We start from the raw sequence: 26,461 nt of genomic DNA, 5'->3' as shown, positions 1-26,461 counted from the left end.
ATTATTTTTGATAAATTTCTAAATAATATTGGTTTAATTGCGTATATATGTTATTCCAGTTGTACTTACGAGAAAAATTGATCAGATCATATCTTTTACGATTTTTTTGAAGATTGAGAAAGATTTTAAGTAGCTCCTCTTTGTCTTTATAAAAAAGATTCCCGTTATATGCATAATCATTAATTCCATCTATCAGTGGTAGAATAGATGTGATTCCTAGTGATTGTGCTTCAAGTAATGTGTTGTTAGCAGTGGCAAAGGTGACAGGTAAGAAGTTATAATCACAGAGTTCGATAAGAGAATAATACTCATCGTCGGATAATCGATTGTAAATACGGACGTTACCATATTGGCCAAGTATAGATTTATATGTATGATCTATTCCGATGAGGTGGAAAATTATTTTGTGATTTTTTTGTATAATGTATTCAAGTGTTTCTAAATCACGATAATTTTTCCCGATTGTGCAAACGTTGATGTTGTCATTGCATATTACATGATTATTTATATCAGCTGGGATCTTTTTTGTAAAAGATGGTTTATCGAATCCGTGAGGGATGAAGACACTCTTGATGCCGAATTTTTCGTTTAAGATTTTTTTTTGTTGAGTGCTCAGGACGATGATACCATCCATCGTTTTTAGAAATTTGATGAATCTCTTTTGCTTCCAATTGTTTTCTATATCAAGATGAAGAGTTATTACAATCTTATGTTTTTGGCTTTGTCTATAAGGAATATAATTTATGCATGTGAGTTCTCCGTAAAATAGATGCGTTATGTCGTGTTTGTATCTCAATATACGCGTCTTGAACTCTAAAATCAGTCTTGGGATGTGATACAAGACTCTGGTGTAAAAAAATCGACCTAATGGTTGATCTTCTGAATATAATACTGTTTTGTTTACGTTGTTATAAGTCACTTTGTTGTAGCCGCCATTAGCGGAGTGCATAATTCCTTTGAATCCAGAATAGAGGATTTTCATTTTGTAAGATTGATGAGGCGGTTAATAAATAGCCGGAAGCCTTTGGTAGTAAAATATAGTGTGGTGGACAATATGGCAGACAGTAGGATGACAAATAGTGTGGAAGCGATGAGAAATCGTGTCCAAGATGCTGCGGGATCGATGGGAATGAATCTGTAAAGGGTTGTTGTAATAAGAATCGCTGCAGTTGCCAGAAGAGTATAACGTAGAAAGAGTGTGAGATATTTGAGTGGTGGCTGTTTTAGTCCGCAGGTGTAAAGGAAATACGGTTTCCAAATGCCTATGATAATAATAAGGCTTATGAGTGATCCGGAGAGTATGCCCGGAAGACCCCATAGATAACCAAAAGCTATGGATATAGTGATGTTGATTAATGCTTCGGCAATAGGTGACCAAATGTCTTTGAACAGACCGAAGGCGTTGATAAAGATATCGAGGGCATTGCGATATATGTTGATGAACAAGACTCCGGCTATTATGATGACTGTAATTGCGGGTAGGATGTATGATCGGCCAATCCACAGTTGGATAAACGGTGGTGTAAGTATTGTGAAACAGACAGATGCAATTGTTGCGAAAAAGAAGCGGATGCTGAACATTTCTTCGAATACTGTTAGTATTTTAGAAGTGTTATTTTCAGCTATGAGATCGCCTACGCCTGCAGCTGTGCTGCCGAACACTGCGTCGCAGGCGCTGCGGATGCCGTTGACTATAATAAGGTAGTTGCCGTAGATGGTGACTACTGAAAGGGATAGGTAGGCGTAGATTATGAGTGGTGATGCTTGAAAAAGAGCAAACCCGGCGATGCGGTGGAAAATGAGTTGTTTGATTTTTGTGAATATGATAGCATGAGTTTTTTTTAGCTGGTGGAATGATTGGGTGACGGGGCGGAGGTAGGGGAATGTGTGTTTGATGTGTCGGTGTAGTGAAATGGTTGCAATTATTGCAAAAATCACTTCGAGTATAAGCCACCATACATAAGGGTTGGGCAGTTTGGCGACAGCAAGCATTTGGAAGACAATCTTAATGATGATCCATGTGCGGTAATAGAGTTGGATGGCGTAGTCTTTTTGAGAGGATGAAAGGAGTACTTGACGATAGGTGAAGAAATAGCTGAGGAGTGAACTGAAAAGCATAACTCCAAAAGATGCATACGCGTACCAGAGGGGTAGTGATATTTTTTTGAAGATAATTGGGAAGAAAGCCATTACGGCCAATGCTCCAATTATCATGAAAATTGCTATTCGTCGATATAGGAAGCCTTGAAGGGCGATGATTTCACAGATTGTGTCGTGATTTTTTTGGCGTATGGGTCGGTAGAGTGAGAATCCAACGGCTGTGCCAATTCCGAGTTCAGCAAGGTTAATGAATTGAAGGATGTTGACGGCAGTAGTGTTAAGTCCGAGTATTTCGTCGCCGAGGTAGTTGATGAAGATTTTTCTGGAGTAGAAGCCCAACAGGAGTTGTACGACCATGTATATGGACGAAATGGATGAGTTTATTAGTCCAAGTTTAGTTCTGGATTGGCTCATAATCTGATGGAGGGCATGGGATCAGGCGGGGAGGGGCTGGATGTCGAGGGGGGAGATGGCGACGGTGGCGCAGCCGAGTTGGTGGAGGCGGATGAGGATGCGGGCTGTGGGGGGGTAGGGGGTGTTTATGGTGTTGTCGGAGGGGTCGGATGTGGTGGGGGTGGGTGATGTGGTGGTGGGGGTGGTGTTGGCGGGGGTGGTGAGGATTTCGGCGTGGAGGCCGCGGAGGGGTCCGCGGATGACGGTGATGTGCTGGCCTGGTGTGAGGGGGCGGGGGATGAATTCGACGGGGGTGTCGGTGGCGCCGAGCATGAAGCGGAGGCGTTGGATCTGTTGGTCGGGGATGGTGGCGGGTCGTGGTGGGGTGGCGGTGGCTCGGTCGATGAGGAATCGGTGGAGTCCGGGTGTGGTCTGGAGGAGGGTGCGGCGTTGTGGTTCGGTGCAGTGGATGAAGATGGTGGATGGTATGACGACGTGGTCGATGTGTCGGCGGCGGCCGTCGCGCCAAATGCGTAGCTGTGGTTGTGAGGCGACGTAGGTGGGGATGCCTCGGGCGGCGATGGTGCGTGCGATGGTGTGTTCGGCGTTGTGGTTGACGATGGCGACGTGCCATCGGGGGGTGGGTACGCCTCCGGCGCGGTCGACGTTTTTGGTGGCCGGCCGGGTGGATGGATGTATGTGGTTGTCAGACATTTGACTGTCGGCGGTTGTGGTGCCCGTGGCGTGTGGGCTTTGGGCGTGTAGGGCAGTATCTCTTGGTAAGAGATAGTGATTCCTGCGCAAAGATAGGCAATTCGTTTGAAATGAGCAAATCAAATGTGGGGTGGTGAGGGGGAGTTGTGCCGGTTTAAGGTGTGTTTGTGTTTTTTGACTTAAATGTGGAGGGGTAATCCACTGTATTACACGGTGTTGTGGAAATCTACTATCTCTTACCAAGAGATATGTGGGTTGCAATCGTGTCGGGGTGAGCTTCGTGCGGTTTTAGCGACATGCCTGAGTCAGTACCGAAATGGCTGATATGAACGGACATATGGGTTGTGGTGCGCCAGGGTCTGCGGACGTTGACGTGGCCGGAGGCGTGGGTGTCGGTGGCTGGTTTGTGGTGTTGGTGGGTCATAATGGGGAGCGTGCTGTGGGTCGGCGGTTGGGTGAGCGTGGTTATGAGGTGTATGTTGCTTTGCAGCGTGAGGTGAGGGTGTGGCGTGATGGTCGTCGGCGGGAGGTGGATCGTGTGGTGATTCCGTCGGTGGTGTTTGTGCGTTGTGGGGAGGGTGAGCGGCGCGATGTGCTGCGGACGTCGGGTGTGAGGGGTTTTCTGATGAATCGTGCTGGTCGTGGTGGGTCGTCGGTGGCTGTGGTGCCTGATGTTCAGCTGGATCGGTTGCGGTTTATGCTTGGGGCGACGGACCGGCGTGTGGATTTTGTGGGTGAGGGTCTGCGTGCGGGTATGTGTGTGAGGGTGGTGCGTGGTTCGCTGTGTGGTCTTTGCGGTGAGGTGGTGGGTGACGGTAGGTCGGCCGATGGGTCGGTGCGGTTGCTGGTGAGGGTGGATGCTCTGGGGTGTGCTTGTGTGGAGATTTCTGAGTTGGATCTGGAGGGTGTGTGATGGTGATGAAACGTATTTTAAGTTTAGATATAAATATTAGTTATGCAGGCTCTTATACTTGCGGCCGGAATGGGTCGGCGTCTTGGTGAGTTTACGGCTAACAATACCAAGTGTATGCTTGAGGTGAATGGGGTGAGGCTCATTGACCGTATGCTGAATCAGTTGTTTGCTCTGGATCTGTCGCGTATAGTGATCGTGGTGGGTTATGAGGGTGGCAATCTGATGGATTATATCAGCCGGCAGTATCCGGGGCGTGATATCGTTTTTGTAGAGAATCCGATCTATGACAAGACGAACAATATATATTCGCTTTGGCTTGCGCGGGAGTATATGGCTTCTGATGATACTTTGCTGCTTGAGTCGGATCTGATATTCGAGGATTCGGTGCTTGGTGCGGCGATGGAATGTGATCATAGGGACTGTGCTTTGGTGTCGAAGTATGAGATTTGGATGGACGGTACGATGGTGAGGATTGACGATGAGGATAATATCGTGAATTTCATTCCGAAGAAGGCGTTCAAGTACAGCGATACGAAGTTTTATTACAAGACGGTAAATATATATAAGTTCAGCAGGGAGTTTATAGCCAACCATTATCTGCCGTTTCTGGAGGCATATATACGTGTGCTTGGTGAGAATGAGTATTACGAGCAGGTGCTGAGGGTGATAACTCTGATAGACAATGCCGGGATTAAGGCGTTGCCGATCACGGGGATGCACTGGTATGAGATAGATGACGTGCAGGATCTGAGGATCGCTGAGACTATATTTGCTGAGCGTGAGGATCGTCTGCGGAAGCTTCAGGGCAGTTTCGGGGGATATTGGCGTTATGCCGGTCTGCTTGATTTCTGCTATCTGGTGAATCCTTATTTCCCGAAGGCGAGAATGATAGAGGAGATGAAGGCTAATTTTGAGCCTCTTCTGCGGGATTATCCTTCGGGTATGGGTGTGAATTCGCTTCTGGCGGCGAAGTATTTCGGGGTGAGGCATGATTATATGGTGGTGGGCAATGGTGCGGCTGAGCTTATCAAGAGTCTGATGGGGTGTGTTGAGGGTGGTGTGGGTGTAATATATCCGACGTTTGAGGAGTATCCCAACCGGCTTTCGGCTGACCGGATTGTGGCGTATTATCCGTCGAACGGTGATTTTTCCTATACGGCGGATGATATTGTGGATTTCTATTCGGAGAAGGAGATAGGGAGTCTGCTGATAGTGAATCCTGATAATCCTTCGGGGAACATGATAGGCCGTGAGGGGCTTGAGCGGCTTGCTGTGTGGGCCGAGGAGCGGGGTGTGAGGCTGATTGTGGATGAGTCGTTCGTGGATTTTGCGGATGAGGCAGCTGAAACGACGTTGCTCCATAATGGTGTTCTTGAGGCGCATCCGACGATGTGTGTTATGAAGTCGATCTCGAAGAGTTACGGTGTACCCGGTCTTAGGCTGGGTGTTCTGGCTAGTGCTGACAGGTCGCTGATAGATTTCATGCGGAAGGATGTGGGAATATGGAATATCAATTCGTTCGCGGAGTTTTACATGCAGATCTATGGCAAGTATGAGAAAGACTATGTGAGGTCGTGCGAGAAGTTCCGTGAAGAGCGTGCGATATTTGAGCGCGAGCTTCGTGAAATTCCTTTCCTGCGTGTGATTCCGTCGCAGGCCAATTATTTCCTGTGTGAGGTGCTTCCGCCGTTTACTTCATACAATCTAACACTACAATTGTTAGAAAGATACAGTATTTTGATTAAAGACTGTACGTCAAAAAAAGGTTTTCCAAATAATCGACATTTCATCCGAATTGCAATACGCAATCGAAAAGATGATATCCAAATGTTTAATGCATTAAAAGGCCTAATTCTATGAAAATAATTGAGAATGATCAGATTGTAGCCCTCGATATTTCCCCTGCACAATGTGTGGAATGGGCATATGAGGGATTTCTGTTGAAGCGAAAGAGTTGCATGCCTCCGAAAACTGCAATACATCTTGATGGGAGTCTGGATTTTTTTAGGACAATGCCTTGTCTTTTACCAAAAGAGTATGGAAGATTTGGATGTAAAAATGCATCAAGATTTCAATGCTCTCATCCATCGGTGAAAAGTTATCTCACTTTGTGTGACAGCACCAATGGCAACTTCATCGCATTGGTGAATTGTGACTGGATTACACCTATGCGAACCGGAGCAGTTGCTGCATTGGCTATTAAGACATTTCGTAAATCCGATGCAAGAGTCTATTCTTTCATGGGTTTAGGTTGCGCTGGAAAAGCTGCATTGCGGTGTTTTTTGGATTCAACTAAAAATGAACATTATGAGGTGAGATTATTGCAATATAAGGATCATGCCGACAAAACTATAGAAGAGTTCTCGTCCTATAAAAATGTTGAGTTCAGAATCATGGATAGTGTTGACTCTTTGGTGGATGGATCAGATGTCGTGGTGTCTGCAATTACTCAGTCAGCCGGCTTGCTGGTAAATGATATTTCATTGTTTAAGCCAGGTGTATTGCTTGTCCCGATCCATACACGTGGTTTTCAGAATTGCGACACTGTTTTCGATAAGATATTTGGTGATGACACTGCGCAAATCTCCGGTTTTCAGTTTTTTGAGCAGTTTAAGTCGTTCGGAGAGTTCTGTGATGTCCTTTCGGGAGATATATGCGGACGCGAAAATGATAGACAAAGAATTATTTCGTATAATATCGGTCTTGGACTACATGATGTGTATTTTGCATATCAAATCGAAAAGATGCTAAAGTCAAAGTGACTTCTTCTCTTGGATATAGGGCTGCACGGGGTGCGGTATGGGCGACATTGGATCGTTTTGGTTCGATGGGCATCCAGTTTGTGTTTGATAATTTATAAGTTGTGTAATGGCATATTCTAAAGTGTTATTGAAGGTTATATTGATTATTAAATGATGAGCTATAACAATTCACTTTATGTATTGCCTGAAAAAGATGGATTTTTTCATGACAGTATAAATTACTGTCTCCTTAAATGTTAAAGTGTTTGAAATAATAGATTTATTGTTATGATGATAAGTGAATCACAACAAAAATATTATAGAGAAAAGTATAACCCAGATGGGTCTAGGTTGAGGTGCCTTCAGCTGGGGATGTTGGAAATTCTTAAATATATAGACAAGGTTTGTTCTGAAAATAATATTTCATACTGGCTTTCTTCTGGAACATGCCTTGGAGCGGTAAGGCATGGTGGATTTATCCCTTGGGATGATGATGTTGATATAGAGATGCTCAGACCAGATTATGAGAAGCTTTTACGTGTTCTTTCACATACAGAAGGTGATTATTGTTTGCAAACAAACTCTAATGATCCGTATTTTATATATGATTTTGGCAAGTTAAGGAATCCTAAAATCGCTTTTGATGAGTCATTACCACTAGCTAAATATTATACTCATAAGGGTGTGTTTGTTGATATATTTAAGCTTGAAGAATCGAACTCTGAAAAACTACACTATATATGCGGTCGATTAAGAACTTTGGAATTTCATATTTTGAACTGGTCTGCTAGTAGGTGTAAGTTTCTAGTAAAGCCTGCCATGATGTTGCATAAATGGAATGATGTATTGTTCTCATTGATTCGATTGTTGGATCGAATTGGTAACAAGGATAGATTGCGTCATACTTTGGGTGTGACTTTTACAAAGGCTCGAAGTTATAAAGATATTTTTCCTCTTAGACGTGTCAGGTTCGAGAATGTGGACTTGCCAATTCCCAATAGTTATGACAATTATTTGTCAAAAATGTATGGTGATTATAATAAAATCGTGATCGGGCCGTCTCATCTTATCGTATCGGATAATTGCGATTGACTAACTGAAATGAATTTGAACTCAATATACAATAAGTTAAAGGGTGATAAGCTCATTTCTGATTCTGTGTGGTCAATACTTGGATCTGTATTGGGATATGGCTTGTCGCTTATCTCAGGAGTGATACTGGCCCGTTGTATGGGTGACACTGTCTACGGTGAGTTCGGTATGGTAAAGCAGATGCTAATATATATGTGTATCGTAGCGACATTTGGAATGGGTATTACAGGCACTCGTTTTATTGCAGACGCAGATGTCGAAAAAGATTTATCTTCAAAAATGATAGCTGCTTTGTTGATTTCGACCTTATTCAGTTTGTTTTTAGCGATACCTCTTTTTATATTTTCAAGTCAGATAGCGTCGTTTCTTGGCTCCAGATCATTTTTGATGCCTCTGAAAATCACGTCTTTAGCATTGATTTTTTGTGGCTCATATACAACTGGAACTGGATTGTTATCGGGTCTAAAGGAATTCAAACAGATAACCTTAATAAAGATTATTTATGGATTCATGATGCTGATTGGCTGTGTTTTATTGTATTGTATATTAGGTCTGAATGGAGCGGTTTGGGGGTTGGCAGTATGTTATTTTATTGTAACCGTTTTTTGTCTGATTGTAATCCATCGTAGGGCGTCACTATTAAAATTTGATACAAACGAGGTGCAGAAAGTAGCCAAGAAGATGCTGTTGTTTTCTATTCCAGTTGTATTACATGAGGCAATTTATGGTGTTATGAACTGGTTGCTCATGTTGATAATAGCGAAAATGACTGATTACAGTCAACTGGGATTATATACGGCAGCGGCTATATGGGGAAGCACAATAATGTTTATTCCTACAGCATTAAGGTCTGTAGCTTTATCTCATCTTTCGTCTTCACAATCAGATGAAACTTCACATTATAGAATATTAAATCGATTAATAATAATAACATCAGTTTCAGTCGCGGTCCCTATGATCATAATAATACTTTGTTCCGGTTTTATTCAGTCGTTGTATGGCCCAAGTTACGATGGTCTATCACAAGTGATTTCAGTTACTTGCCTGTCTTGTATTTTTAATGCTGTTATTTTTATTCTTACTCAAGAATTAACATCCAAAGGGAATAACTGGTCGATTTTCATATCACGGTTTATTGGAAATTGTTGCGCAATTCTGCTTACATTTGTTTTGATTGAATACTTCAATCAAAAGGGTGCGATATCTGCTTCATGGGCTTGTCTGTTCTCTGCTGTTATTATGGCATTAAGTCTATTTATTTACAAGTATGTGGTAATAAAACACTTCAAAAGTAGATGATATATTGTTTATTACTTATATACTCGCTTTTTTTTACGATGCAATATCCTGGTAAATGGGCATCCCTGCAAAAGGGTAGCATCGTAATATATATGTTATGTTTTTTGTCATTTGTTATGCCATGGATTATTGTTTGTGGCGGTCAATATGAGACGGGGACAGATTATAACACATACATGTCATTATTTAGATCGGGAGATGTTGCGCTATATCTAACTAAAAGAGAATATCTGTTTGCTTATATCGTAGAATTGTGGCATGAATTGAGGCTTTGTCCGCAGGGTCTTTATTTCTTTTTTTATACGGTGTGCTTTTGTTTTTTAGGTCTGATCTGTCATAAGATAAATAATAGGTATTTGTATTTATTCATAATACTATATTTTACAGTTTCCAGTATTTTTTTTAACCAACTGAATCTGTTAAGACAATCCACGGCTGCATATATTGTGACATACGGAGCGATTAGTTATCTGAAAGACAAAAGCGTATTATTGTTTTTTATATCAATTTTCATCGGAAGTCTCTTTCATGCTTCAAGTTGGATTGTCTTAATAGTTCCGTTAGTGGCGAAAGTTAGGTTATCATTGACATCATTAAGATTCATTTCTATAATTTGTTTGATGTTAGTTCTATTTGGTCGCTCGATAGTCGGTTCTATTTTAGATTCATTAGTGAATTATATTCCATCAATATATAGAGGTTATTTAGCCAGTACTTTTAATACTGATGTGTCATTATTAAAACTTATTCCCAAGCTATGTTTTTTCCCGCTGTATTTTTTTTCCTTACAGTTCTTGGGGAAAAAAATTTCCTTTAATCAAAGGAGTCTTTTTATTGTAGGGATGTTTGCATATTTATTTCGTCTTGTTTCACTGACCAATGTGATATTAGATAGATTGGGTTATATTTTTATCCTGATATCGATATTCCCACTATTCTTATACTGGCAATATTTGAGTAAAACTAGAAGAAGGGCTCTTCTAATTTCAAATATAATGATTTGTATATCAGTGTTCCTAATAAAGACATTGTTTTTAGCAAGTAATGAGTATGATTATCATTCTATTTACATAGAGATGATCATGGTCTAATACAAGTTTGGAATGAAGGCATATAATACATTAATCATCACCGATCTAGCAGCTTTCTACAAGCTAAAGCTATTCAATAAAATTGCTTGTAAGAAAGAGATCTTGGTAATATTTATAGAGTCATACGGGAGAAAGCGAAACGAAGATTTCTACTCTGGTGAAAGACAGTTTGATTATAAGACATTAGATGGCAGCAATATAAAAAAAATCAGGGAAATCATCTCAATTATAGCAAAAACAAAATATGAAAATGTCATTATAGGTGGATGGAACTCTGTGTTATATTGGCTGGTTGCTTTGATGTCAAAAAAAAAGAAGAATGCCGTAATTGTCGAATCTAGTGTGCTAGAGTCCAAGGTAGAGGGCAGTAGAGCTTTGTTAAAAAAACTTTTTCTTTCACGGATTTCTAAAGCTTTAGTTCCGGGTGTTTCTAATGAAAAGCTACTGTGTCAATTGGGTTTTAAGGGTGAGATAATTAAAACTCATGGAGTAGGACTGTATAATCGGAATAGAAGAGTGCCATTCCGAGCTCTTCATGAAGATGCCAAAAAGTTTTTGTATGTGGGTAGATTAAGTATTGAGAAGAATCTGAAGTCTTTAATTACCGTTTTCAATGATTGTCCGGAATGGATATTAGAGATAGTTGGATTTGGCCCACAAGAAGAACAGCTGAAATTGATGGCAAAAAAAAATGTTATTTTTAGAGGTGCTGTAAAAAACACAGATTTGCTAGAAATTTATCAAAAGTCTGACGTGTTTGTCTTGCCATCGGATCGAGAGCCTTGGGGATTAGTTGTAGAAGAGGCTATAAATAACGGTGTGCCGGTAGCTTTAAGTTCACGAGTCGGAGCTGCAGAGGATTGGGTGGGTATTCATAAGTGTGGATTGACTTTCAATCCCGATGATATTGACGATATTAAACACACGCTAGACGTCATTGCAAATAAGGAAGTAAACAATGATTTTCGGCGTCGGATTCAAGGTGTTGATTTTGATTATATTGAACGAGAACAAGTCGATTCATTTATTTTTTAATTAAGCTTGTGCGACTACTTCAAATAAACGTTACAGCCAACTGGGGATCAACTGGAAAAATTGCTGAACAAATAGGTCGACTAGCTGTAAGGCAGGGGTGGGAAAGCTATATTGCTTATGGCAGGGGAAATCCCGAATCGGATTCAAACCTAATCAGAATTGGCAGTGATTGGGATATGCGGTTTCATGGTCTTCAAACAAGATTATTTGACAATCATGGCCACGCATCCCGTGGAGCTACGAAGGCGCTCATTCATAAGATTGAACAGATAATGCCAGATGTTATTCATTTGCATAATATACATGGTTATTATCTAAATTATCCTTTGTTGTTTGATTTTTTGAAGAGTTGGAGTGGACCGATAGTGTGGACGCTTCATGATTGCTGGGCATTTACCGGCCATTGTGCTTATTATGATTATGTACAATGCGATTGCTGGCAATCAGCCTGTCGTCGTTGTCCTCAGCAGGGTTCGTATCCGGCTTCTTTTTTAGTTGATCGCAGCTACCAAAACTATATAGATAAAAGAGCATCTTTTCAAGGGGTGAGAAATGTCACCCTTGTTCCAGTATCAAATTGGTTGAAAGAAGAGTTGCGACATTCTTTTCTTGAGTCTTACCCGGCGGTTACTATTCATAATGGAGTAAATATAGATGTATTCAAACCGTCATCCAAAGGTAAGGATATTAGGCATATTATAGGTGTCGCAAGCATTTGGGAAACGCGAAAGGGTCTATCTGAATTTGTTAAGTTAAGAGAGGTATTGCCAGAGGAGTATGAAATAACATTGGTAGGCTTATCTGCCTGTCAGATAAAAAAACTCCCACCTGGTATAAAGGGAATTACAAGGACTGAAAATGTAGGTAAACTTGTAGATCTCTATTCACGTGCATCGGTTTTTGTTAATCCAACGTTAGAGGATAATTTCCCGACAACAAATATTGAAGCTCTAGCTTGTGGTACACCTGTGGTTACTTACCTGACTGGAGGTTCGCCTGAATCCATTGATGCTGACACTGGTATTGTCGTAGAAAAGGGAAATATAGGGGAGCTAGCAAATGCTATAGAGTCAATATGTGCATCGTCTCATTTTTCTTCTGAAGCTTGTCGCAGACGTGCGGAAATTGAATTTGATCAAAATGCTTGTTTCCAGAAATATATTGATCTATATGATAAAATGTGCTTTAATACTATAAAACGTGGTAATATCAGTAGTCATATCAACTTTTAATAGTGGTAATACGCTGCGTGATACTTTGGAGAGTGTGCTGAGGCAGGGGTATCGTGATGTGGAGGTGATCGTGGTCGACGGGGGGTCGAGTGATAATACGATGGAGATTGTCAGGGAGTACGAGGGGCGGTTTGAGGGGAGATTGAGGTGGATCAGCGAGCCTGACCGTGGGCTGTATGATGCGATGAACAAGGGGATCGCGTTGGCTACGGGCGATGTGGTGGGGATACTCAACAGTGATGATTTCTATACGTCGGATGATGTGCTGGAGCGTGTGGCGCGCGAGATAGATGGGGTGGATGCGGTGTATGGCGACATTCATTTCGTCGATCCTGACGATCTGACCAAATGCGTGAGGTATTATAGCTCGCGTTCGTTCCGCCGGTGGCAGATGCGGCTCGGCTTCATGCCTGCGCATCCGTCGTTTTATTGCCGCAGGCATGTGTATCAGAGTCTGGGTGCGTTTGACCTGCAGTTTAAGGTGGCTGCGGATTTCGAGCAGTTGTTGCGGCTGATCTATGTCAACCGCATTTCGACGAAATATATTCCGATGGATTTCGTGACGATGCGCACTGGGGGGGCGTCGACGTCGGGGTTGCAGAGCCATAAGGCGATCTTGCGGGATCATCTGCGGGCTTATCGGAAGCATGGGATCGGGGCGAGTGTGGCTACTGAGGGGTTGAGATATGCTTATAGGGTCGTTCAGGGGGTGTTGTATAGGTTTGGAGTTGTGATATAGTTTTTTTGGGATAGGATGAGGTGGCTCTGCTGTGCGTTGCGCGGTGGGGCTTTTTTGTGGGGATGAGAATAATCGGAGGTGGTAGGCTCGGGATCGGGGATCGGGGAATAGGTGGGGATATGGGTAGGCTCCGGATCGGGGGTAGGTGGGGGTATGGGCAGGCCCCGGGTCGGGGATCGGGGGGTGGGGTGATCTGACTCGGGGCCTTGGGGGTGTGGGGGTGCTCGAAGCGGGACTCGAACCCGCACGGCCGCTATGGCCAAAGGATTTTAAGTCCTTCGTGTCTACCATTCCACCATTCGAGCGTGTGACAGGTGAGGGGAGGGGTGGGGGGTGCTGTGGGATGGTTTGATGTTGCAAAGTTAGGTGTTAGTTTGCGATTTTGCAATATGGTTGGGCGGTTTTTCGGTGGGATTTGTTAATTTTGGGGTTTTGATGTGGATGTTTTCCATGTTTATTGTGTAATTCAATGGTTAAAAATGGATATGAAGGATAGAAGGAGTGTGGCGGAGCGTGTGGCTGACGGGCTGATGCGTTGTGTTGAGTCGTTGGTGAGTGTGGTGAAGTTGTTGTCTCGGTCGCGTGGGTGTGACTGGGTGTGCGGCGGTGGTGGCCGGGGGCGCTGTGGTGGCGAGCTTGTGGTGCTGGGCAATGGTCCGTCGTTGCGTGGGTTGCTTGATGGGGGCAGGGGTGGTCTGCGTGGGCGTGATCTGCTGGCGGTGAATTTTGCGGGGAGGACTGTGGAGTTTTTTGATTTGCGTCCGGGGCTTTATGTGTTGGCTGATCCGGTGTTTTTCGGTGATACGTGTGACGGGAATGTGCTGGGGCTGCGTGAGGCTTTGGGTCGTGTGGACTGGGATATGCGGTTGTTTGTGCCGTGGGGTGTGGATGCTTCGGCCTATGAGGGCAATGGGTGTGTGAGGGTGGAGAGGTTCAATTTTCTTGCTGTGGAGGGGTGGGGTTGGCTTGAGCGTTGGGCCTGGGGGAGTGGGCGTGGCATGCCTCGTCCGCGTAATGTGTTGATTCCGTCGTTGATGATCGGGTTGTGGCTGGGCTATGATGTGGTTTATGTGGCGGGTGCTGATCATTCGTGGATGCGGACTCTGGAGGTGGATGAGGGGAATCGTGTGGTGAGTGTGCAGCCTCATTTTTATGCTGACAATGAGGAGGAGGGGCGTCGTGTGGCGGAGGTTTACAGTGGTGTGCGGTTGCATGAGGTAGTGTATAGTTTTTATCTGGCTTTCAAGGGGTATCATGCTATCCGGAGGTTGGCCGACAGGATGGGGATAAGGGTGGTGAATGTGACGGCGGGGAGTTTTATTGATGCGTTTGAGAGGGGGAGGTTGTAAGTGGGGGGACAGGGATCGGATATGTCTGGGGCGTGAGCCGTAGTGTTGTCAGGGGTTGGTGAGGATGAGTGTGGTGATGCGGCCGGAGTTGATGGTGTGGTGGCGTGCGGAGAAGAGGATGTGGGGGTTGCAGTGGGTGCAGAGTGGTGGCATGGATATGTGGTGGGATGGTATTCCGGCTTTGATGAGCTGGAGTCGGATGAGTGCGGGTATGTCGGCGTGGGGGCGTGGGGTGGTGGTGTTTGGGTAGGTGATGAGGTGTGGTGGGAATTGTGCGGCGATCTGTGGTGATGTTTCGAAGCATCGGGGGCATATTGCGGGACCCATGGCGGCGATGATGTGCGATGGGTGTGCGCCGAGTGTGGTCATGGCGTTGACGGTGTGGGTGGTGATGTCGGCTATGGCTCCTCTCCATCCGGCGTGGATGGCGGCGATGATGTGGGTGTGTGGGTCGTGGAGTATGATGGGGACGCAGTCGGCGGTGTGGATGAGGAGTGGTGTGCTGGGGAGGTTGGTGACGAGTGCGTCGGTGTCAGTGAGTGGTGGGATATGGTCGGGGTGGGTGATTGTGGCGACGTTGGCGGAGTGGGTCTGTCGGGGTATGATGAGTTTTTGGAGGGGTATGCGGAGGTGTCGGGCGAGGAGGGTGCGTGATGTTTGGATGTGTTGGGGCGTGTCGCCGGTGTAGTGGCAGCAGTTGAGTCCGTCGTATGGGTCGTTGGGGCGGGTGGCTCCGCGGAGTGTGGAGAGTGCTGTGGCGTTAGGGCCGGCGTTGAGTGTGATGTGGGGTAGTGGTGTCATTGTTGTGGTGTGGTGGGGTATCCGTCGTCGTCGAGTCGTGAGGCTGCGTCGTCGTAGTCCCAGTGGGTGTCCCATTGGCCTTGGTCGCCGTAGTCTTCGTCGATGTATTCTTCGGTGTCGTCGTCGGTGTCGGTGGCCTGTGGGTCGGGCTGTATGATGAACTGGTCTTCGTCGGTGACGCGGTGGTGTGCGTCGAGTGGCCGGTGGGTGATGGCTGGTGTGGCTATCTGGTTGCGTTCGTCGGTGATTGATGCCCAGAGGAGGTCTTTGAGTGTGTCGATGCCTTGTCCGGTGACGGCTGATATGAATACGTGGGGAAGGTCGTCGGGTAGTGTGGTCTGTATGGCTTGACGGAGTTCGTCGTCGAGCATGTCGGATTTGGATATGGCGAGGATGCGTTGTTTGTCGATGAGTTGTGGGTTGAATCGGCGCAGTTCTTCGAGGAGTATGTTGTATTGTGCGGTTATGTCGTCGGCGTCGGCTGGTACCATGAAGAGTAGTACGGCGTTGCGTTCGATGTGGCGGAGAAACCGGAGTCCGAGTCCTTTTCCCTGGCTGGCTCCTTCGATGATGCCGGGTATGTCGGCCATGACGAATGATCGGTTGTCGCGGTAGCTGACGATGCCGAGCTGTGGTTCCATTGTTGTGAACGGGTAGTCGGCTATTTTGGGGCGTGCGGCTGATATGGCTGAGAGGAGTGTGGATTTTCCGGCGTTGGGGAATCCGACGAGTCCGACGTCGGCGAGTAGTTTGAGTTCGAGTATGACGGTTCGTTCGGTGGCTGGTTCGCCGGGCTGTGCGTAGCGTGGTGTGCGGTTGGTGGGGCTTTTGAAGTGCCAGTTGCCGAGTCCGCCTCGTCCGCCTTTGAGTAGTGGCACTATCTGTTGGTCGTGTGTGACTTCGCAGAGGTATTGTCCGGTTTCGGCGTCGAATACGACTGTTCCGCAGGGTACGTCGATGGTGATGTCTTCTCCGTCTTTGCCGGAGCTTCGTCCTTCTGATCCTGATTGTCCGTTTCCGGCGAATATGTGTCGGCGGTAGCGTAGGGGGAGGAGTGTCCACATGTGTGAGTTGCCTCTGAGGAGTATGTGTCCTCCGCGGCCTCCGTCGCCTCCGTCGGGTCCGCCTTTGGGGACGTATTTGGCTCGGTGGTAGTGGCGTGATCCGGCTCCTCCTTTTCCGGAGCGGCAGAGTATCTTGACGTAGTCTATGAAGTTTGATTCGGGCATGTGGTGTTGGGTTTTTTAGGTGGTTTGTTGATGTTGCGGGTGGTTTGTCAGGCGTTCATGCTGCGGTGGTGCTGCATGAGTTCGCATGCGTGCCGGTAGTCGGCTGGTGATCCGATGTCGATCCATGTGCCTGATATGGGGTAGTATGTGACTTTGCGCCGGTCGGCGATGGCCTGGCTGATGAGGTCGGTGGCGTCGGTGCGTCGGTCGGTGGGGAGTGTCTGGAGGAGGTGGTTGGCTATGATGTAGATTCCTGCGTTGGCGTAGTAGGAGTATGATGGTTTTTCTTCGAGTCCGGTGACCCGGAGGTTGTCGGTGGTGAGTATTGCGTAGGGTACGGAGAGGTTGTAGGGTATGGCTGCGATGGTGATGTCGGCTTGCTGTGATGTGTGGCGGAGCCACATGTCTTCGAGTGATATGGTGGTGAGGAGGTCGGAGTTCATGACGAGTGTGTGGTGTCCGGGTCGGTGTGGTATGAGTGATGCTGCTCCGATGGTGCCGAGTGGTTGTGGTTCGCGGATGCATTTTACGCCGAGGTTTTCGTGGCTGAAGTGTTGTTCGATTTGTTCGGCGAGGTAGTTGACTGTGACTGTGATGTCGGTGATGCCGTTGGCCCGGAGTAGTGTGGTGTTGTAGTCGATGATTGGTTTGCCGGCTACTTGGAGGAGTGGTTTGGGGCAGGTGAGTGTGGCGGGTCGGAGTCGTTCGCCTTTTCCTCCTGCCATGATTATGGCTGTGAGGGGGAGTTGTGATCGGGTGCGTGTGGTGTCGATGAGGTCGGTGATCCGTCCGTTTTGGTCGAGGCGTGGTATGAGGCGGATGCCTTGGCTGCGGAATTCGCGTATGGTGGTTATCTGGTCGGTTGTGTGGTTGTGTGGGGTGATGGCTCGGAAGTTGCGGTGCATTATTGTGTCGACGGTGTCGGTGAGTGATGCTCCGTCGAGCAGTCCGCGCCGTATGTCGCCGTCGGTGAGTGTGCCTGTCATTCTTCGGTCGCTGTCGGTGACGGCGAGTGTCATGACTCCTCCGGAGAGGCTGTTGAGTCGTCGGAGTGCTTCGATGATGGTGGCGTTTTCGGTTATGATATGTTGTTGCATTTGGTGCGGAGTGTCGTTTTGGGTGGTGCAAATCTATATAAAAATCCCGAGATTTTTACACCGGCAGAATAAAAAATCAAGGCTGACAACTTTATTCCTGCCCCCTCCGACGTGCTCTAAGTCACAATTTTATTAATTTGGAGGAAAATTTAAAAAATTACAAAATATGGACAGGAACCGAACAGTCGCCGGCCTTGATGTCCACAAAGATAGCATTTATCTTTGTATTATGGGGCATGACGAGGTCATTATCTTCGAAAAAAAGTACGGAGTGCTGACGCCTGATCTCCGTCAGATGTGCAACGACATGGTAGAACGAGGTGTGACAGAGGCCGCAATGGAGAGTACGGCAGTCTATTGGGTGCCGGTATGGAACGAACTATGTGAATCGATGGAACTCAAGCTTGTGAATCCATATTTCATAAAGCAGCTGCCGGGACGCAAGAGTGATGTAAAGGATGCCCAGTGGATAGCGGAATGTTTGCTGAAAAATCTCATCAAGGGGAGTTTCGTGCCGGAGCCGATTGTGCAGGACATGCGCAAACTCAACCGCCGCATCATGGATCTTAACGAGGACATGACCTATAACTGCAACAAACTGGACGCCGCTATGCAGAGAAGCGGATTCCGTCTGAGCAATTACGTCACCACAATAAAGAGCAAAAGCTATCAGAAGGTGCTTCATGCAATCATAGACGGCACGACCGATCCGGACGAACTGGTGAAAATGGTGCACGGACGTACCGTCAACAAGCATGGCCGCGATACAATCAGAGCGGCGGTCACCGGATTGTTCTCACGGATCGACATCACGATATTCCGCCAAACAAAGGAAGTCATCGACACCATAGAGCGGCAGATTGAGGTATGCCAAAAGGAACTGACAACTCTATGTGAACAATATTTTCCCGAACAATACAGACGTCTTCAAACCATCCCCGGAGTCAAGGAACGCGCAGCCACAGCCATAATTGCGGAGACAGGGGTTGACATGAAGATGTTCGCCACTGCGGCATGCCTTGTGGGATGGTGCGGACTCAAACCGCGGAACGATGTCAGCAACGGACGATACAAAAGCAGAAAGGTGACACACGGAAACAAATATCTCAGACAGATTCTGATTGAAATCGCATGGGTCGCATCAAGAACCCGGAACTGTTTCTTCTTCAACTTCAGCTATATCCAAACCACGGTCAAGAAAAAGAGCAAAATGAAAATACAAGTGGCCATCGCACGCAAAATACTCGTTGCCGTATGGCACATGCTCACCAAAGAACAGGACTTCATCGACATTTACCTCAAAAGGCTTGAGGAACAAAAGAAGATGGAGGAACAAATGAAAAGACTTGGATCGACTGTCATCCGATAGTCATTCGACATACCTTCCGGTACAATGTAATTACCTTTGTGGTGCATCGCAGCCCGGTTCGCAAATTTGCAAAGGCATCGGAAGGAGTTGGACACCGGCATAAGCTACCCAAGCTTGTAGAGGAAAGTAACAATCTTATATCTCTATCCATCCCTATTCAGGGTCATGGACAGGCTCGCCGTATGCCTGTAACAAGGAATGCACCATTCTCCTTGGTGTTTTCAGCAATCCGGAAAGAAAATTACCAATACGTTTTTAGAGGAAAGGTAGCTAAAAAGGGCGAGATCGCGTGCGGTCGGGGGTGGTTAAGTGGTGTGGTGGTGTGCGGATCGTGATGCGATGATGGTTTCGGCTACGGCCCAGTCGAGGGGTGTGTCGAGGTCGATGCTTCGTTCGGCGGGTACTTCTACGGGGAGGCGTCGGGTCATGCGTCCGATTTCGGTGGTGCGGAGTGAGTGGGGGTTGATGATGTAGACTGATCCGGAGAATTCCCATGCGGGTGGTGCTTCCTGGCGCCGGACGATGCATCCGTTGCCTTTGGATATGTGGAGAAATCCGTCGTTGTCGGTTTCGTAGCAGTTGTAGTAGGGGTTGGTGGCTGCGGGCCGTACGGTGGTGACCATGTCGATGTCGGGGGTGTATCGGTCGATGCATCGAAGTATGTCGTCGGCTGTGCGCAGTGGTGATGTGGGCTGCAGCAGGCATATTTTTTTGTAGGGTATGCCGTGTGTGTCGGCCCAGTCCATGGCGTGGAGGAGTGCGTCGCGTGTGGGTGCGTTGTCGGTGGCGAGTTCGGGCGGGCGCATGTAGTTTACGGGTAGTCCGGCGGTGCGGGCTGTGATGGCAATCTGTTCGGAGTCGGTGGAGAGGATTATGTGGGTGTCGGGGAACAGTTGCCGGGCGAGGTCGACGGTGTAGAGTATGAGTGGTTTTCCGGCGAGTGGGCGGATGTTTTTGCCGGGGATGCCTTTGCTGCCTCCGCGGGCGGGGATTATGACGAGTGTGTCGGTGATCATATGTTATTGGATATGTGGGATTCTGGTGTCAGCGGATGGTCATGGCTATGAGCCATGCGGTGTAGGCTATGTAGAGGGCGGCCATGAGTATGCCTTCGGGCCGGGTGATTGTGCGGACGCGGTAGATGCGTGCGAAGATCCAGAAGAGGAGTGAGGCGCCGCAGAGTGCGAGGAGGTCGACGTTGCCGATGGATCCGAATGGCAGTGGGCGGATGACGGCTGCTGTGCCGAGGATGAAGAATGCGTTGAATATGCATGATCCGATGACGTTGCCGATGGCGAGTCCGGGCCGGCCTTTGATTGCGGCGACGATTGATGCGGCGAGTTCGGGGAGCGATGTTCCCATGGCCACGATGGTGAGTCCGATGAGGGCGTCGCTGACTCCGAGCGCTGCGGCTATTCCTGAGGCTCCTGCTACGAACCGGTCGCCTCCGGCTATGAGTCCGGCGAGTCCGGCGATGACGAGCAGTGAGGCTTTGGCCATCGGGATCTGTGGTTTTTGTGCGGCGGCATCGGCGGCGGGGTCGTCCTGTGGCTGTCGGATTGATCTGGCTTGTGCGAATGTGTAGCGCATGAAGATGGCGAAGAAGAGCAGGAGCATTATTCCGTCGACGCGTGTGAGCACGGATGAGGATGTCGCGTCGAGCGTGGCGGAGTTGCCCATGGCGAGGAGTGCCAGGGATGAGAGGAGCACGAGTGGGAGTTCGTTGGTCATCACTGAGCGGTCGACGGCAATGGGGCGTATTATGGCTGTGACTCCGATGATGACGAGTATGTTGAAGAGGTTGGATCCGACGACGTTGCCTATTGCGAGTCCGGCCGATCCGTTGATGGCCGACATGACCGAGATGACGAGTTCGGGTGCTGATGTGCCGAAGGCTACCACGGTAAGTCCGACGATGAGGTCGGAGATGCCGAATCGGCGGGCAATGGCTGCGGAGCCGTCGGTGAGCCAGTTGGCGCCGAAAAGTATGAGCGCCAGGCCGATGATGAGATATACGATGTCAAGTATCATAGTGTCCGGAAAGGAATATTAAATTCAATCGCTGCTTATTTGTCGGCAAATATAGAGAATTATTAGTAATTTTGGGGTGTGAAAATCTATTTTTTGCTCATATTGATGGCTGTGGCTGTGTCTGAGTGCTTTGGCTCGACTCCGGCTGCTCTGCGTGGTCTGCGTCTTGAGGCTTCGGTGGAGGCGACGGCCGGCAGCGGTGAGTTTGCTCCGCTGTATATGGCTTCTAACCGCCGTGGCACGCTGTCGTCGGCCGACAATGTAGTGCTGTCGGCCGGAGCGGTGCGTCCGATGGAGTGTGACCGCCGTCTGAGCTATGGCTATGGCGTGGAGCTGTGGGGCGGATATTCGTCGGCGGTGGGTTACGGCCGCTACGATGTGTCGACTGAAAGCTGGGGCATGAACCGTCGCAGGCCGCCGGCTTTGTGGCTTCAGCAGCTGTATGGTGAGGTGAAATGGCGTTCGCTGACGGCGTCGGCCGGAATGAAGCATGAGGGCTCGCCGATAGTCGACGACCGGCTGTCGGGGGGCGACATGATACGCTCGGCCAATGCCAGGCCGATTCCGGGTGTGCGTGCCGGATTTACGGGTTTTCAGCCGGTTCCTCTGACTTCGGGTTGGCTTGAGATCTCGGGGGAGCTGGAATATGGCCGGTTTGCCGACGATGGCTGGTGGCGCGATCATTCGGCGCTCTACAACGGGCATGTGGCGCAGGGTGAGTGGATGGTCTACCGCCGGATGCATTTGCGCACAGATCCCGGGCGGCCGCTGACGGTGACGTTGGGTGTGCAGTGCGCGTCGCAGATAGGGGGGACTACGACGTATTACCGCGACGGTGAGATAGCTAAAGTGGAACACCGCGGCCATAAGGTGGCCGATTTCATAAAGATACTTGCTCCGGTGGAGAAGGGTGCTGAGGATTATGTGCTCGGCAATACTCTCGGCACGTGGGATCTGAAGGCTACCGCTGTCGTGCGCGGAGGGTGGTCGCTGTCGGGCTATTTCCAGTGGATCTGGGAGGATGGCTCGGGCATGGCGAAGCTCAACGGCTGGGACGGCCTGTGGGGAATAGAGCTGAAAGCTCCGTCGGCTGCTGCCATAGTGAGCGGCGTTGTGGTGGAGTATCTTGATCTGACTAATCAGAGCGGTCCGATACACTGGGCTCCGGGCGATCATCCGTCGACCTCGATCACGAGCGAGGCCACCGGTGCCGACGACTATTACAACAACGCGTATTACAACGCATACGCCTATTACGGCATGGGTATGGGTCGCGCCACGGTGATGAGTCCGCTGTACAATACTGACGGCTATATGTCGTATATCGGCAATCGTACACGCGGGATCCATGTCGGTGTCGAGGGGCGGATAGGGCGTGTGGGCTACCGTGTTCTCGCCGGATGGCGCAAGGCCTACGGCAACGGATATGAGGCGATGATTCCAGCCCGTCGGTCGACTTCGCTGATGGCCGAGGCGTCGATGCCCCTGCGGAGTGTGCCCGGAGTGAGGATCGGCGTGCAGGGCGCGATAGACCGCGGCCGGCTTCCGGCCAATGCTTCGGCAGCTGCAGTAAGTCTTACCTATAGCGGATTATGGCGATGAGATACCTGTCGGTGATATTATCGGTCGTGGCGCTGACGATGCTGTCGGCGGGATGTACGCGCAACAACGGCGACATAGGGCCGTGGTTCGGCACCTGGCAGGTGACCCGTATCGATGTCGACGGTGTGCCGGCAGCCGATTACCGCGGCAACGTGGTGATGAAATTCCAGAGCCACGTGATGGAGAGCCGTGCTCAGAGCGACAATCATTCTTATAGCGCCTACTGGTGTACGTGGAGCGAGAGCGACGGGTCGCTGCGGCTGGAAATCACTCCGGGCGATGACGCGAGCGGCTATGTCGCCGAGCTGATGATTCCGTGGACGCCTGTGAATATGCTGCGGATAGTGAACCAGACCGGCAAAACCGCCTGTCTGAGCCGTCGCTCTGACGAGGGGACGGAATATGTCTATTATCTGAAGAAACTTTACTGACACTCAAACATACTCTCTCCGACCAAGGTTATTAAATCAAACGCAAGCGATATGAATAGAAACGACAACGGACATACAAGGGTGCTCGTCACCGGCGCCGACGGCTTCATCGGCTCGCATCTGACCCAGCTTCTTCTCGACGAAGGTTACAGTGTCAGAGCATTGAGCCTGTACAACTCATTCGGTGTCAACGGCTGGCTTGAGGACGTAGCGGCCAGCGAGCGTCTGGAGATTGTGAGCGGCGATGTCCGTGATCCGGCGTTCTGCCGCATGATATCGCGTGATGTCGACACGATATTCCATCTGGCCGCCCTGATAGCCATACCTTACAGCTATGTGGCTCCCGACAGCTATGTGGACACGAACATACGCGGCACTCTCAACATGCTTCAGGCCGCACGCGACTGCGGAGTGAGGCGCATTATAGTGACCTCCACCTCGGAGGTGTACGGTACGGCTATAGAGGTGCCGATCACGGAGCATCATCCGCGTCAGCCCCAGTCGCCTTATTCGGCCACGAAGATCGGTGCCGACGCACTCGCGCTGAGCTTCTACAACGCGTTTTCGACTCCGGTGGTGATAGCCCGCCCGTTCAATACCTACGGTCCGCGTCAGAGCGCCCGCGCGATCATCCCGACCATCATCACCCAGATAGCCAACGGCGCCACCGAGATCAAGACCGGCGATCTGAGTCCGACCCGCGACTTCAACTTCGTTGCCGACACGGCTCGCGGATTTTTGGCTCTTGCCCGCGCCGAGGGCGTGGAGGGTCAGGAATATAACATCTCGACCGGCACGGAGGTGACGATGCTTCAAACGCTTCAGACGATAGCACGCCTGATGGGACGCGAGGTGAACTACGTGACCGACCCTCAGCGTCTGCGTCCTGGCAAGAGCGAAGTGTTCAGGCTCTGCGGCGACAGCACCCGTCTGCGCGAGCTTACAGGATGGCGTCCGGAGGTGAGTCTTGAAGAGGGGCTGCAGCGCACGATCGACTGGTTTGTGCGTCCGGAAAATCTCGCCCGCTACAAGTGGGACATATATAATGTGTGATCTTAGAGTATGTTTGAATTTGACACGATGTAAAAAGCCATAATCGCGGATGGAAGAGTCGCTTAAGTTAAGTCAGAAACAGCAGTTGCGCCAGACTTTGTCGCCGGTGCAGGTGCAGTATGTGAGGCTGCTTGAGATGGGTACAGCCGAGATCGAGGACGAAGTGAAGCGCGAACTCGACGAGAATCCGGCGCTTGAGGCCTCTTCCGACGATCAGATCCGTCAGGCAGACGCTCAGGGCGAAACCGCCGAGCAGATGATGCTGGCCGACTACCGCAGCGAAGATGATGTCCCGTCCTACAGGCTTGAGGCCAAGAACGGCTCCTCGGACCGCACTTTCTTTGATCCGGACACTCGTCAGGAGGGTGAAACGCTCATGGCCTATCTGACCGAACAGCTGCGCCAGAGCGGCATGGACGGGAGTGAACTCGAAACGGCCGTTTTTCTTGCCGGAAGTCTTGACGGCAACGGCTATCTGACACGCGCGCTGCCTCTTGTGCGTGAGGATCTGGAGGTTCAGACCGGCGTGGAGGTGACGATGGACGAAATGCGCTCCGCTCTCGACACGCTGCGTAGGCTCGATCCAGCGGGCGTCGGAGCGTCGGATCTGCGCGACTGTCTGCTGCTGCAGCTTCGCCGTCTTGATCCGCAGCAGGATGTGGCTGACGCCACGGAGATAATAACCCATTATTTCGATCTCTTCGCGGGAATGAAGATGGACCGGCTGATGACGGCCGCATCGCTTAGCGAAAGCCGACTTAAAGCGGCGATAGACCTGATACGCACTCTGAATCCGAAACCGGGAGCCACTTTTGAAGGATCCGACAGCGAAGCTGAAATCAGAGCCGCCCATATAACGCCCGACTTCTACGTCGAAACCGACGGCGACAGGCTCTTGCTGAGCATGCCCGACAATCTGCCGCATCTTGCGATAGAACAGAGCTTCGACGTGGACAACATAGAGATAAGCCCGCGTATGCCGCGTCGAGATGCGGATGCTCTGGCATTTCTGAAGAGCCGTCGCGATTCGGCAGCCGACTTCATAAAGGCCATAGGTATGCGCCGCGAAACCCTGTGGCGCGTCATGACCGCGATAATGCGTCATCAGCGCGACTTCTTCCTCACTGACGACGAGCTGAAACTGCGGCCGATGATACTGAAGGATATCGCAGCCGCCACAGGCTATGACATATCGGTGGTGAGCCGCGCCACACAGGGTAAATATGTGGCGACGGCCGGCGGTGTTTATCCGCTCAAATTTTTCTTCAACGAGCGCCCCAAGAGCGACAGCGACGCATCGTCGCTTGAGATCATGGCCGCCCTGCGACACCTTGTCGACCAGGAAAACAAGCGCTCGCCGCTGAGCGATGAAGCTCTGACAGCGGCTTTGAAGGCTCAGGGCTACGACATAGCGCGGCGCACGGTGGCCAAATACCGCGAAAAGGCCGGTATTCCCGTGGCGCGACTCCGTACTCTCCACGGTATCTGACCACTGCGACATCCATACGCAAACATGAAACGCTAAAATACTATAATGAAACTTCTATCACAGATATTATCAGCCCTTCTGTCGCCGCTGCTCGTGCCGACCTACGGTGTGGTGCTGTCGCTGTTTCTCACCGTGCTGTCGACGGTCCCGGCTCCGGTGAAGTGGACTGTGACCGGCGTGTGTTTCGCCATCACCTGCCTCGTGCCATTGCTGGCCATAATCGTGCTCCACAGGATCGGACTGGTGAAAGATCCCGGGCTGAACAACCGCAACGAGCGCCTGATCCCCTACGTCGTGTCGGCGCTAAGCTACGGAGCCTGCGCTGCATACCTGCACACGGCTCACGCCCCGTCGTGGCTGTGGCTGTTCATGGCCGGAGCCGGTGTCGCCACGGTGGTATGCGCAGCCGTCAATTTCCGCTGGAAGATAAGCGCCCATCTCACTGCAATGGGCGGACTGACGGCGATCGCATTCAGAATCCTTGACATGCACATAGCGGCTCCGGGCGTGAATTTCATATTGGCGGCTATGGCAGCCGTGCTGCTGTCGGGTCTGCTTGGCACCGCCCGCATATATCTCGGCCGCCACACCCTGTGGCAGACACTGGCCGGCATGGCCAACGGCTTCGCGTGCGTGTATCTGATATCACTGATATAATCCA

Annotated in this window: 23 protein-coding genes, 1 tRNA gene and 1 pseudogene; 16 read left to right on the top strand and 9 right to left on the bottom strand. The window is 49.4% G+C overall.

From position 1 onward, the window contains the following. Position 1: 1 nt before the first annotated feature. The 3 genes from NF347_RS07635 to NF347_RS07625 form a co-directional block, all read right to left on the bottom strand. Positions 2–634 carry a glycosyltransferase family protein gene (locus tag NF347_RS07635; RefSeq protein ID WP_318532802.1) on the bottom strand — a complete coding sequence of 211 codons (633 nt, stop codon included), beginning with the start codon at positions 632–634 and terminating at the stop codon, positions 2–4. 344 nt (positions 635–978) lie between these two features. After that, the gene (locus NF347_RS07630) at positions 979–2,514 is read right to left on the bottom strand and encodes a lipopolysaccharide biosynthesis protein (protein WP_306254110.1); all 1,536 of its coding nucleotides are present in this window, start codon (positions 2,512–2,514) and stop codon (positions 979–981) included. Between the two features lie 21 nt (positions 2,515–2,535). Further along, positions 2,536–3,207 (bottom strand): transcription termination/antitermination NusG family protein, encoded by a 672-nt coding sequence (locus NF347_RS07625; protein WP_306254109.1) that lies wholly within the window; start codon positions 3,205–3,207, stop codon positions 2,536–2,538. A 316-nt stretch (positions 3,208–3,523) separates the two neighbouring features. On the opposite strand from NF347_RS07625, the gene NF347_RS07620 reads away from it, so the two are divergent. From NF347_RS07620 to NF347_RS07585, 9 genes are all read left to right on the top strand, one after another. After that, the gene (locus tag NF347_RS07620) at positions 3,524–4,120 is read left to right on the top strand and encodes a transcription termination/antitermination NusG family protein (RefSeq protein ID WP_107681874.1); all 597 of its coding nucleotides are present in this window, start codon (positions 3,524–3,526) and stop codon (positions 4,118–4,120) included. A 42-nt stretch (positions 4,121–4,162) separates the two neighbouring features. Beyond that, on the top strand, positions 4,163–5,980 hold the full coding sequence (locus NF347_RS07615) for an aminotransferase class I/II-fold pyridoxal phosphate-dependent enzyme (protein WP_107681873.1): 1,818 nt from the start codon (positions 4,163–4,165) through the stop codon (positions 5,978–5,980). Further along, on the top strand, positions 5,977–6,882 hold the full coding sequence (locus tag NF347_RS07610; protein ID WP_107681872.1) for an ornithine cyclodeaminase: 906 nt from the start codon (positions 5,977–5,979) through the stop codon (positions 6,880–6,882). The genes NF347_RS07615 and NF347_RS07610 overlap by 4 nt, the downstream gene beginning before the upstream one ends. A 267-nt stretch (positions 6,883–7,149) precedes the next feature. Then, positions 7,150–7,953 (top strand): LicD family protein, encoded by an 804-nt coding sequence (locus NF347_RS07605; protein ID WP_123542979.1) that lies wholly within the window; start codon positions 7,150–7,152, stop codon positions 7,951–7,953. Positions 7,954–7,962: 9 nt separating this feature from the next. After that, complete coding sequence (locus tag NF347_RS07600; RefSeq protein WP_107681924.1) at positions 7,963–9,252, top strand: oligosaccharide flippase family protein; 1,290 nt, start codon at positions 7,963–7,965, stop codon at positions 9,250–9,252. Next, positions 9,249–10,343: an EpsG family protein gene (locus tag NF347_RS13690; RefSeq protein ID WP_123542981.1), complete on the top strand. Its 1,095-nt coding sequence runs from the start codon at positions 9,249–9,251 to the stop codon at positions 10,341–10,343. The genes NF347_RS07600 and NF347_RS13690 overlap by 4 nt, the downstream gene beginning before the upstream one ends. A gap of 12 nt (positions 10,344–10,355) precedes the next feature. Then, positions 10,356–11,378, top strand: a complete 1,023-nt coding sequence (locus NF347_RS07595) for a glycosyltransferase (protein WP_123542983.1) — start codon at positions 10,356–10,358, stop codon at positions 11,376–11,378. Between the two features lie 8 nt (positions 11,379–11,386). After that, on the top strand, positions 11,387–12,610 hold the full coding sequence (locus NF347_RS07590; protein ID WP_107681906.1) for a glycosyltransferase: 1,224 nt from the start codon (positions 11,387–11,389) through the stop codon (positions 12,608–12,610). Beyond that, positions 12,579–13,349: a glycosyltransferase family 2 protein gene (locus NF347_RS07585; RefSeq protein WP_107681905.1), complete on the top strand. Its 771-nt coding sequence runs from the start codon at positions 12,579–12,581 to the stop codon at positions 13,347–13,349. The genes NF347_RS07590 and NF347_RS07585 overlap by 32 nt, the downstream gene beginning before the upstream one ends. Before the next feature lie 221 nt (positions 13,350–13,570). Here NF347_RS07585 and NF347_RS07580 read toward each other — a convergent pair. Beyond that, positions 13,571–13,654 (bottom strand) — tRNA-Leu (locus NF347_RS07580). Positions 13,655–13,834: 180 nt separating this feature from the next. On the opposite strand from NF347_RS07580, the gene NF347_RS07575 reads away from it, so the two are divergent. After that, positions 13,835–14,698 (top strand): hypothetical protein, encoded by an 864-nt coding sequence (locus tag NF347_RS07575; protein ID WP_133165467.1) that lies wholly within the window; start codon positions 13,835–13,837, stop codon positions 14,696–14,698. 48 nt (positions 14,699–14,746) lie between these two features. On the opposite strand, the gene pgeF is transcribed toward NF347_RS07575, so the two are convergent. The 3 genes and pseudogenes from pgeF to NF347_RS07560 form a co-directional block, all read right to left on the bottom strand. Continuing rightward, entirely contained in the window at positions 14,747–15,499 is a 753-nt protein-coding gene (pgeF, locus tag NF347_RS07570; protein ID WP_161553808.1) for a peptidoglycan editing factor PgeF, read from the bottom strand. A gap of 250 nt (positions 15,500–15,749) precedes the next feature. After that, positions 15,750–16,728, bottom strand: a pseudogene (gene obgE, locus NF347_RS07565) (GTPase ObgE); the annotation flags it as partial. 47 nt (positions 16,729–16,775) lie between these two features. Further along, positions 16,776–17,825 (bottom strand): sugar phosphate nucleotidyltransferase, encoded by a 1,050-nt coding sequence (locus NF347_RS07560; RefSeq protein ID WP_107036922.1) that lies wholly within the window; start codon positions 17,823–17,825, stop codon positions 16,776–16,778. Between the two features lie 166 nt (positions 17,826–17,991). Between NF347_RS07560 and NF347_RS07555 the strand changes: the two genes are divergently transcribed. Further along, positions 17,992–19,194 (top strand): IS110 family RNA-guided transposase, encoded by a 1,203-nt coding sequence (locus tag NF347_RS07555; RefSeq protein WP_107037113.1) that lies wholly within the window; start codon positions 17,992–17,994, stop codon positions 19,192–19,194. Between the two features lie 305 nt (positions 19,195–19,499). Here the strand turns inward: NF347_RS07555 and NF347_RS07550 are convergent, their stop codons facing one another. After that, positions 19,500–20,210 (bottom strand): acylneuraminate cytidylyltransferase family protein, encoded by a 711-nt coding sequence (locus tag NF347_RS07550; protein ID WP_107036921.1) that lies wholly within the window; start codon positions 20,208–20,210, stop codon positions 19,500–19,502. A gap of 28 nt (positions 20,211–20,238) precedes the next feature. Further along, positions 20,239–21,222 (bottom strand): calcium/sodium antiporter, encoded by a 984-nt coding sequence (locus NF347_RS07545; protein WP_107681823.1) that lies wholly within the window; start codon positions 21,220–21,222, stop codon positions 20,239–20,241. A gap of 81 nt (positions 21,223–21,303) precedes the next feature. Here NF347_RS07545 and NF347_RS07540 point away from each other — a divergent pair, with 81 nt between their 5' ends. Genes NF347_RS07540 through NF347_RS07520 form a run of 5 tightly spaced genes read left to right on the top strand, consistent with a single transcriptional unit; the run spans position 21,304 to position 26,457 of the window. Next, positions 21,304–22,827 (top strand): capsule assembly Wzi family protein, encoded by a 1,524-nt coding sequence (locus tag NF347_RS07540; protein WP_133165547.1) that lies wholly within the window; start codon positions 21,304–21,306, stop codon positions 22,825–22,827. Continuing rightward, the gene (locus tag NF347_RS07535; RefSeq protein ID WP_107036919.1) at positions 22,818–23,258 is read left to right on the top strand and encodes a lipocalin-like domain-containing protein; all 441 of its coding nucleotides are present in this window, start codon (positions 22,818–22,820) and stop codon (positions 23,256–23,258) included. The genes NF347_RS07540 and NF347_RS07535 overlap by 10 nt, the downstream gene beginning before the upstream one ends. 51 nt (positions 23,259–23,309) lie before the next feature. Beyond that, a complete protein-coding gene (locus NF347_RS07530; RefSeq protein ID WP_107036918.1) occupies positions 23,310–24,311 on the top strand; it encodes an SDR family NAD(P)-dependent oxidoreductase in 1,002 nt (333 codons plus the stop codon). A gap of 49 nt (positions 24,312–24,360) precedes the next feature. Next, positions 24,361–25,800 (top strand): RNA polymerase factor sigma-54, encoded by a 1,440-nt coding sequence (gene rpoN, locus NF347_RS07525; protein ID WP_107036917.1) that lies wholly within the window; start codon positions 24,361–24,363, stop codon positions 25,798–25,800. Between the two features lie 45 nt (positions 25,801–25,845). Further along, complete coding sequence (locus tag NF347_RS07520) at positions 25,846–26,457, top strand: hypothetical protein (protein WP_107036916.1); 612 nt, start codon at positions 25,846–25,848, stop codon at positions 26,455–26,457. Positions 26,458–26,461: the final 4 nt, after the last annotated feature.

The sequence above is a fragment of the Paramuribaculum intestinale genome, assembly GCF_030759015.1.
Classification (GTDB): Bacteria; Bacteroidota; Bacteroidia; order Bacteroidales; family Muribaculaceae; genus Paramuribaculum; species Paramuribaculum intestinale.
The sequence above is the reverse complement of the archived record's forward strand: the minus strand, read 5'-3'. Positions and strand labels throughout refer to the sequence as shown.

Coding starts and splice junctions, on each gene's coding strand:
- NF347_RS07635 (WP_318532802.1), bottom strand. CDS start 634: ATGGATGGTATCATCGTCCTGAGCACTCAACAAAAAAAAATCTTAAAC.
- NF347_RS07630 (WP_306254110.1), bottom strand. CDS start 2,514: ATGAGCCAATCCAGAACTAAACTTGGACTAATAAACTCATCCATTTCG.
- NF347_RS07625 (WP_306254109.1), bottom strand. CDS start 3,207: ATGTCTGACAACCACATACATCCATCCACCCGGCCGGCCACCAAAAAC.
- NF347_RS07620 (WP_107681874.1), top strand. CDS start 3,524: ATGGCTGATATGAACGGACATATGGGTTGTGGTGCGCCAGGGTCTGCG.
- NF347_RS07615 (WP_107681873.1), top strand. CDS start 4,163: ATGCAGGCTCTTATACTTGCGGCCGGAATGGGTCGGCGTCTTGGTGAG.
- NF347_RS07610 (WP_107681872.1), top strand. CDS start 5,977: ATGAAAATAATTGAGAATGATCAGATTGTAGCCCTCGATATTTCCCCT.
- NF347_RS07605 (WP_123542979.1), top strand. CDS start 7,150: ATGATGATAAGTGAATCACAACAAAAATATTATAGAGAAAAGTATAAC.
- NF347_RS07600 (WP_107681924.1), top strand. CDS start 7,963: ATGAATTTGAACTCAATATACAATAAGTTAAAGGGTGATAAGCTCATT.
- NF347_RS13690 (WP_123542981.1), top strand. CDS start 9,249: ATGATATATTGTTTATTACTTATATACTCGCTTTTTTTTACGATGCAA.
- NF347_RS07595 (WP_123542983.1), top strand. CDS start 10,356: ATGAAGGCATATAATACATTAATCATCACCGATCTAGCAGCTTTCTAC.
- NF347_RS07575 (WP_133165467.1), top strand. CDS start 13,835: ATGAAGGATAGAAGGAGTGTGGCGGAGCGTGTGGCTGACGGGCTGATG.
- pgeF (WP_161553808.1), bottom strand. CDS start 15,499: ATGACACCACTACCCCACATCACACTCAACGCCGGCCCTAACGCCACA.
- NF347_RS07560 (WP_107036922.1), bottom strand. CDS start 17,825: ATGCAACAACATATCATAACCGAAAACGCCACCATCATCGAAGCACTC.
- NF347_RS07555 (WP_107037113.1), top strand. CDS start 17,992: ATGGACAGGAACCGAACAGTCGCCGGCCTTGATGTCCACAAAGATAGC.
- NF347_RS07550 (WP_107036921.1), bottom strand. CDS start 20,210: ATGATCACCGACACACTCGTCATAATCCCCGCCCGCGGAGGCAGCAAA.
- NF347_RS07535 (WP_107036919.1), top strand. CDS start 22,818: ATGGCGATGAGATACCTGTCGGTGATATTATCGGTCGTGGCGCTGACG.
- NF347_RS07530 (WP_107036918.1), top strand. CDS start 23,310: ATGAATAGAAACGACAACGGACATACAAGGGTGCTCGTCACCGGCGCC.
- rpoN (WP_107036917.1), top strand. CDS start 24,361: ATGGAAGAGTCGCTTAAGTTAAGTCAGAAACAGCAGTTGCGCCAGACT.
- NF347_RS07520 (WP_107036916.1), top strand. CDS start 25,846: ATGAAACTTCTATCACAGATATTATCAGCCCTTCTGTCGCCGCTGCTC.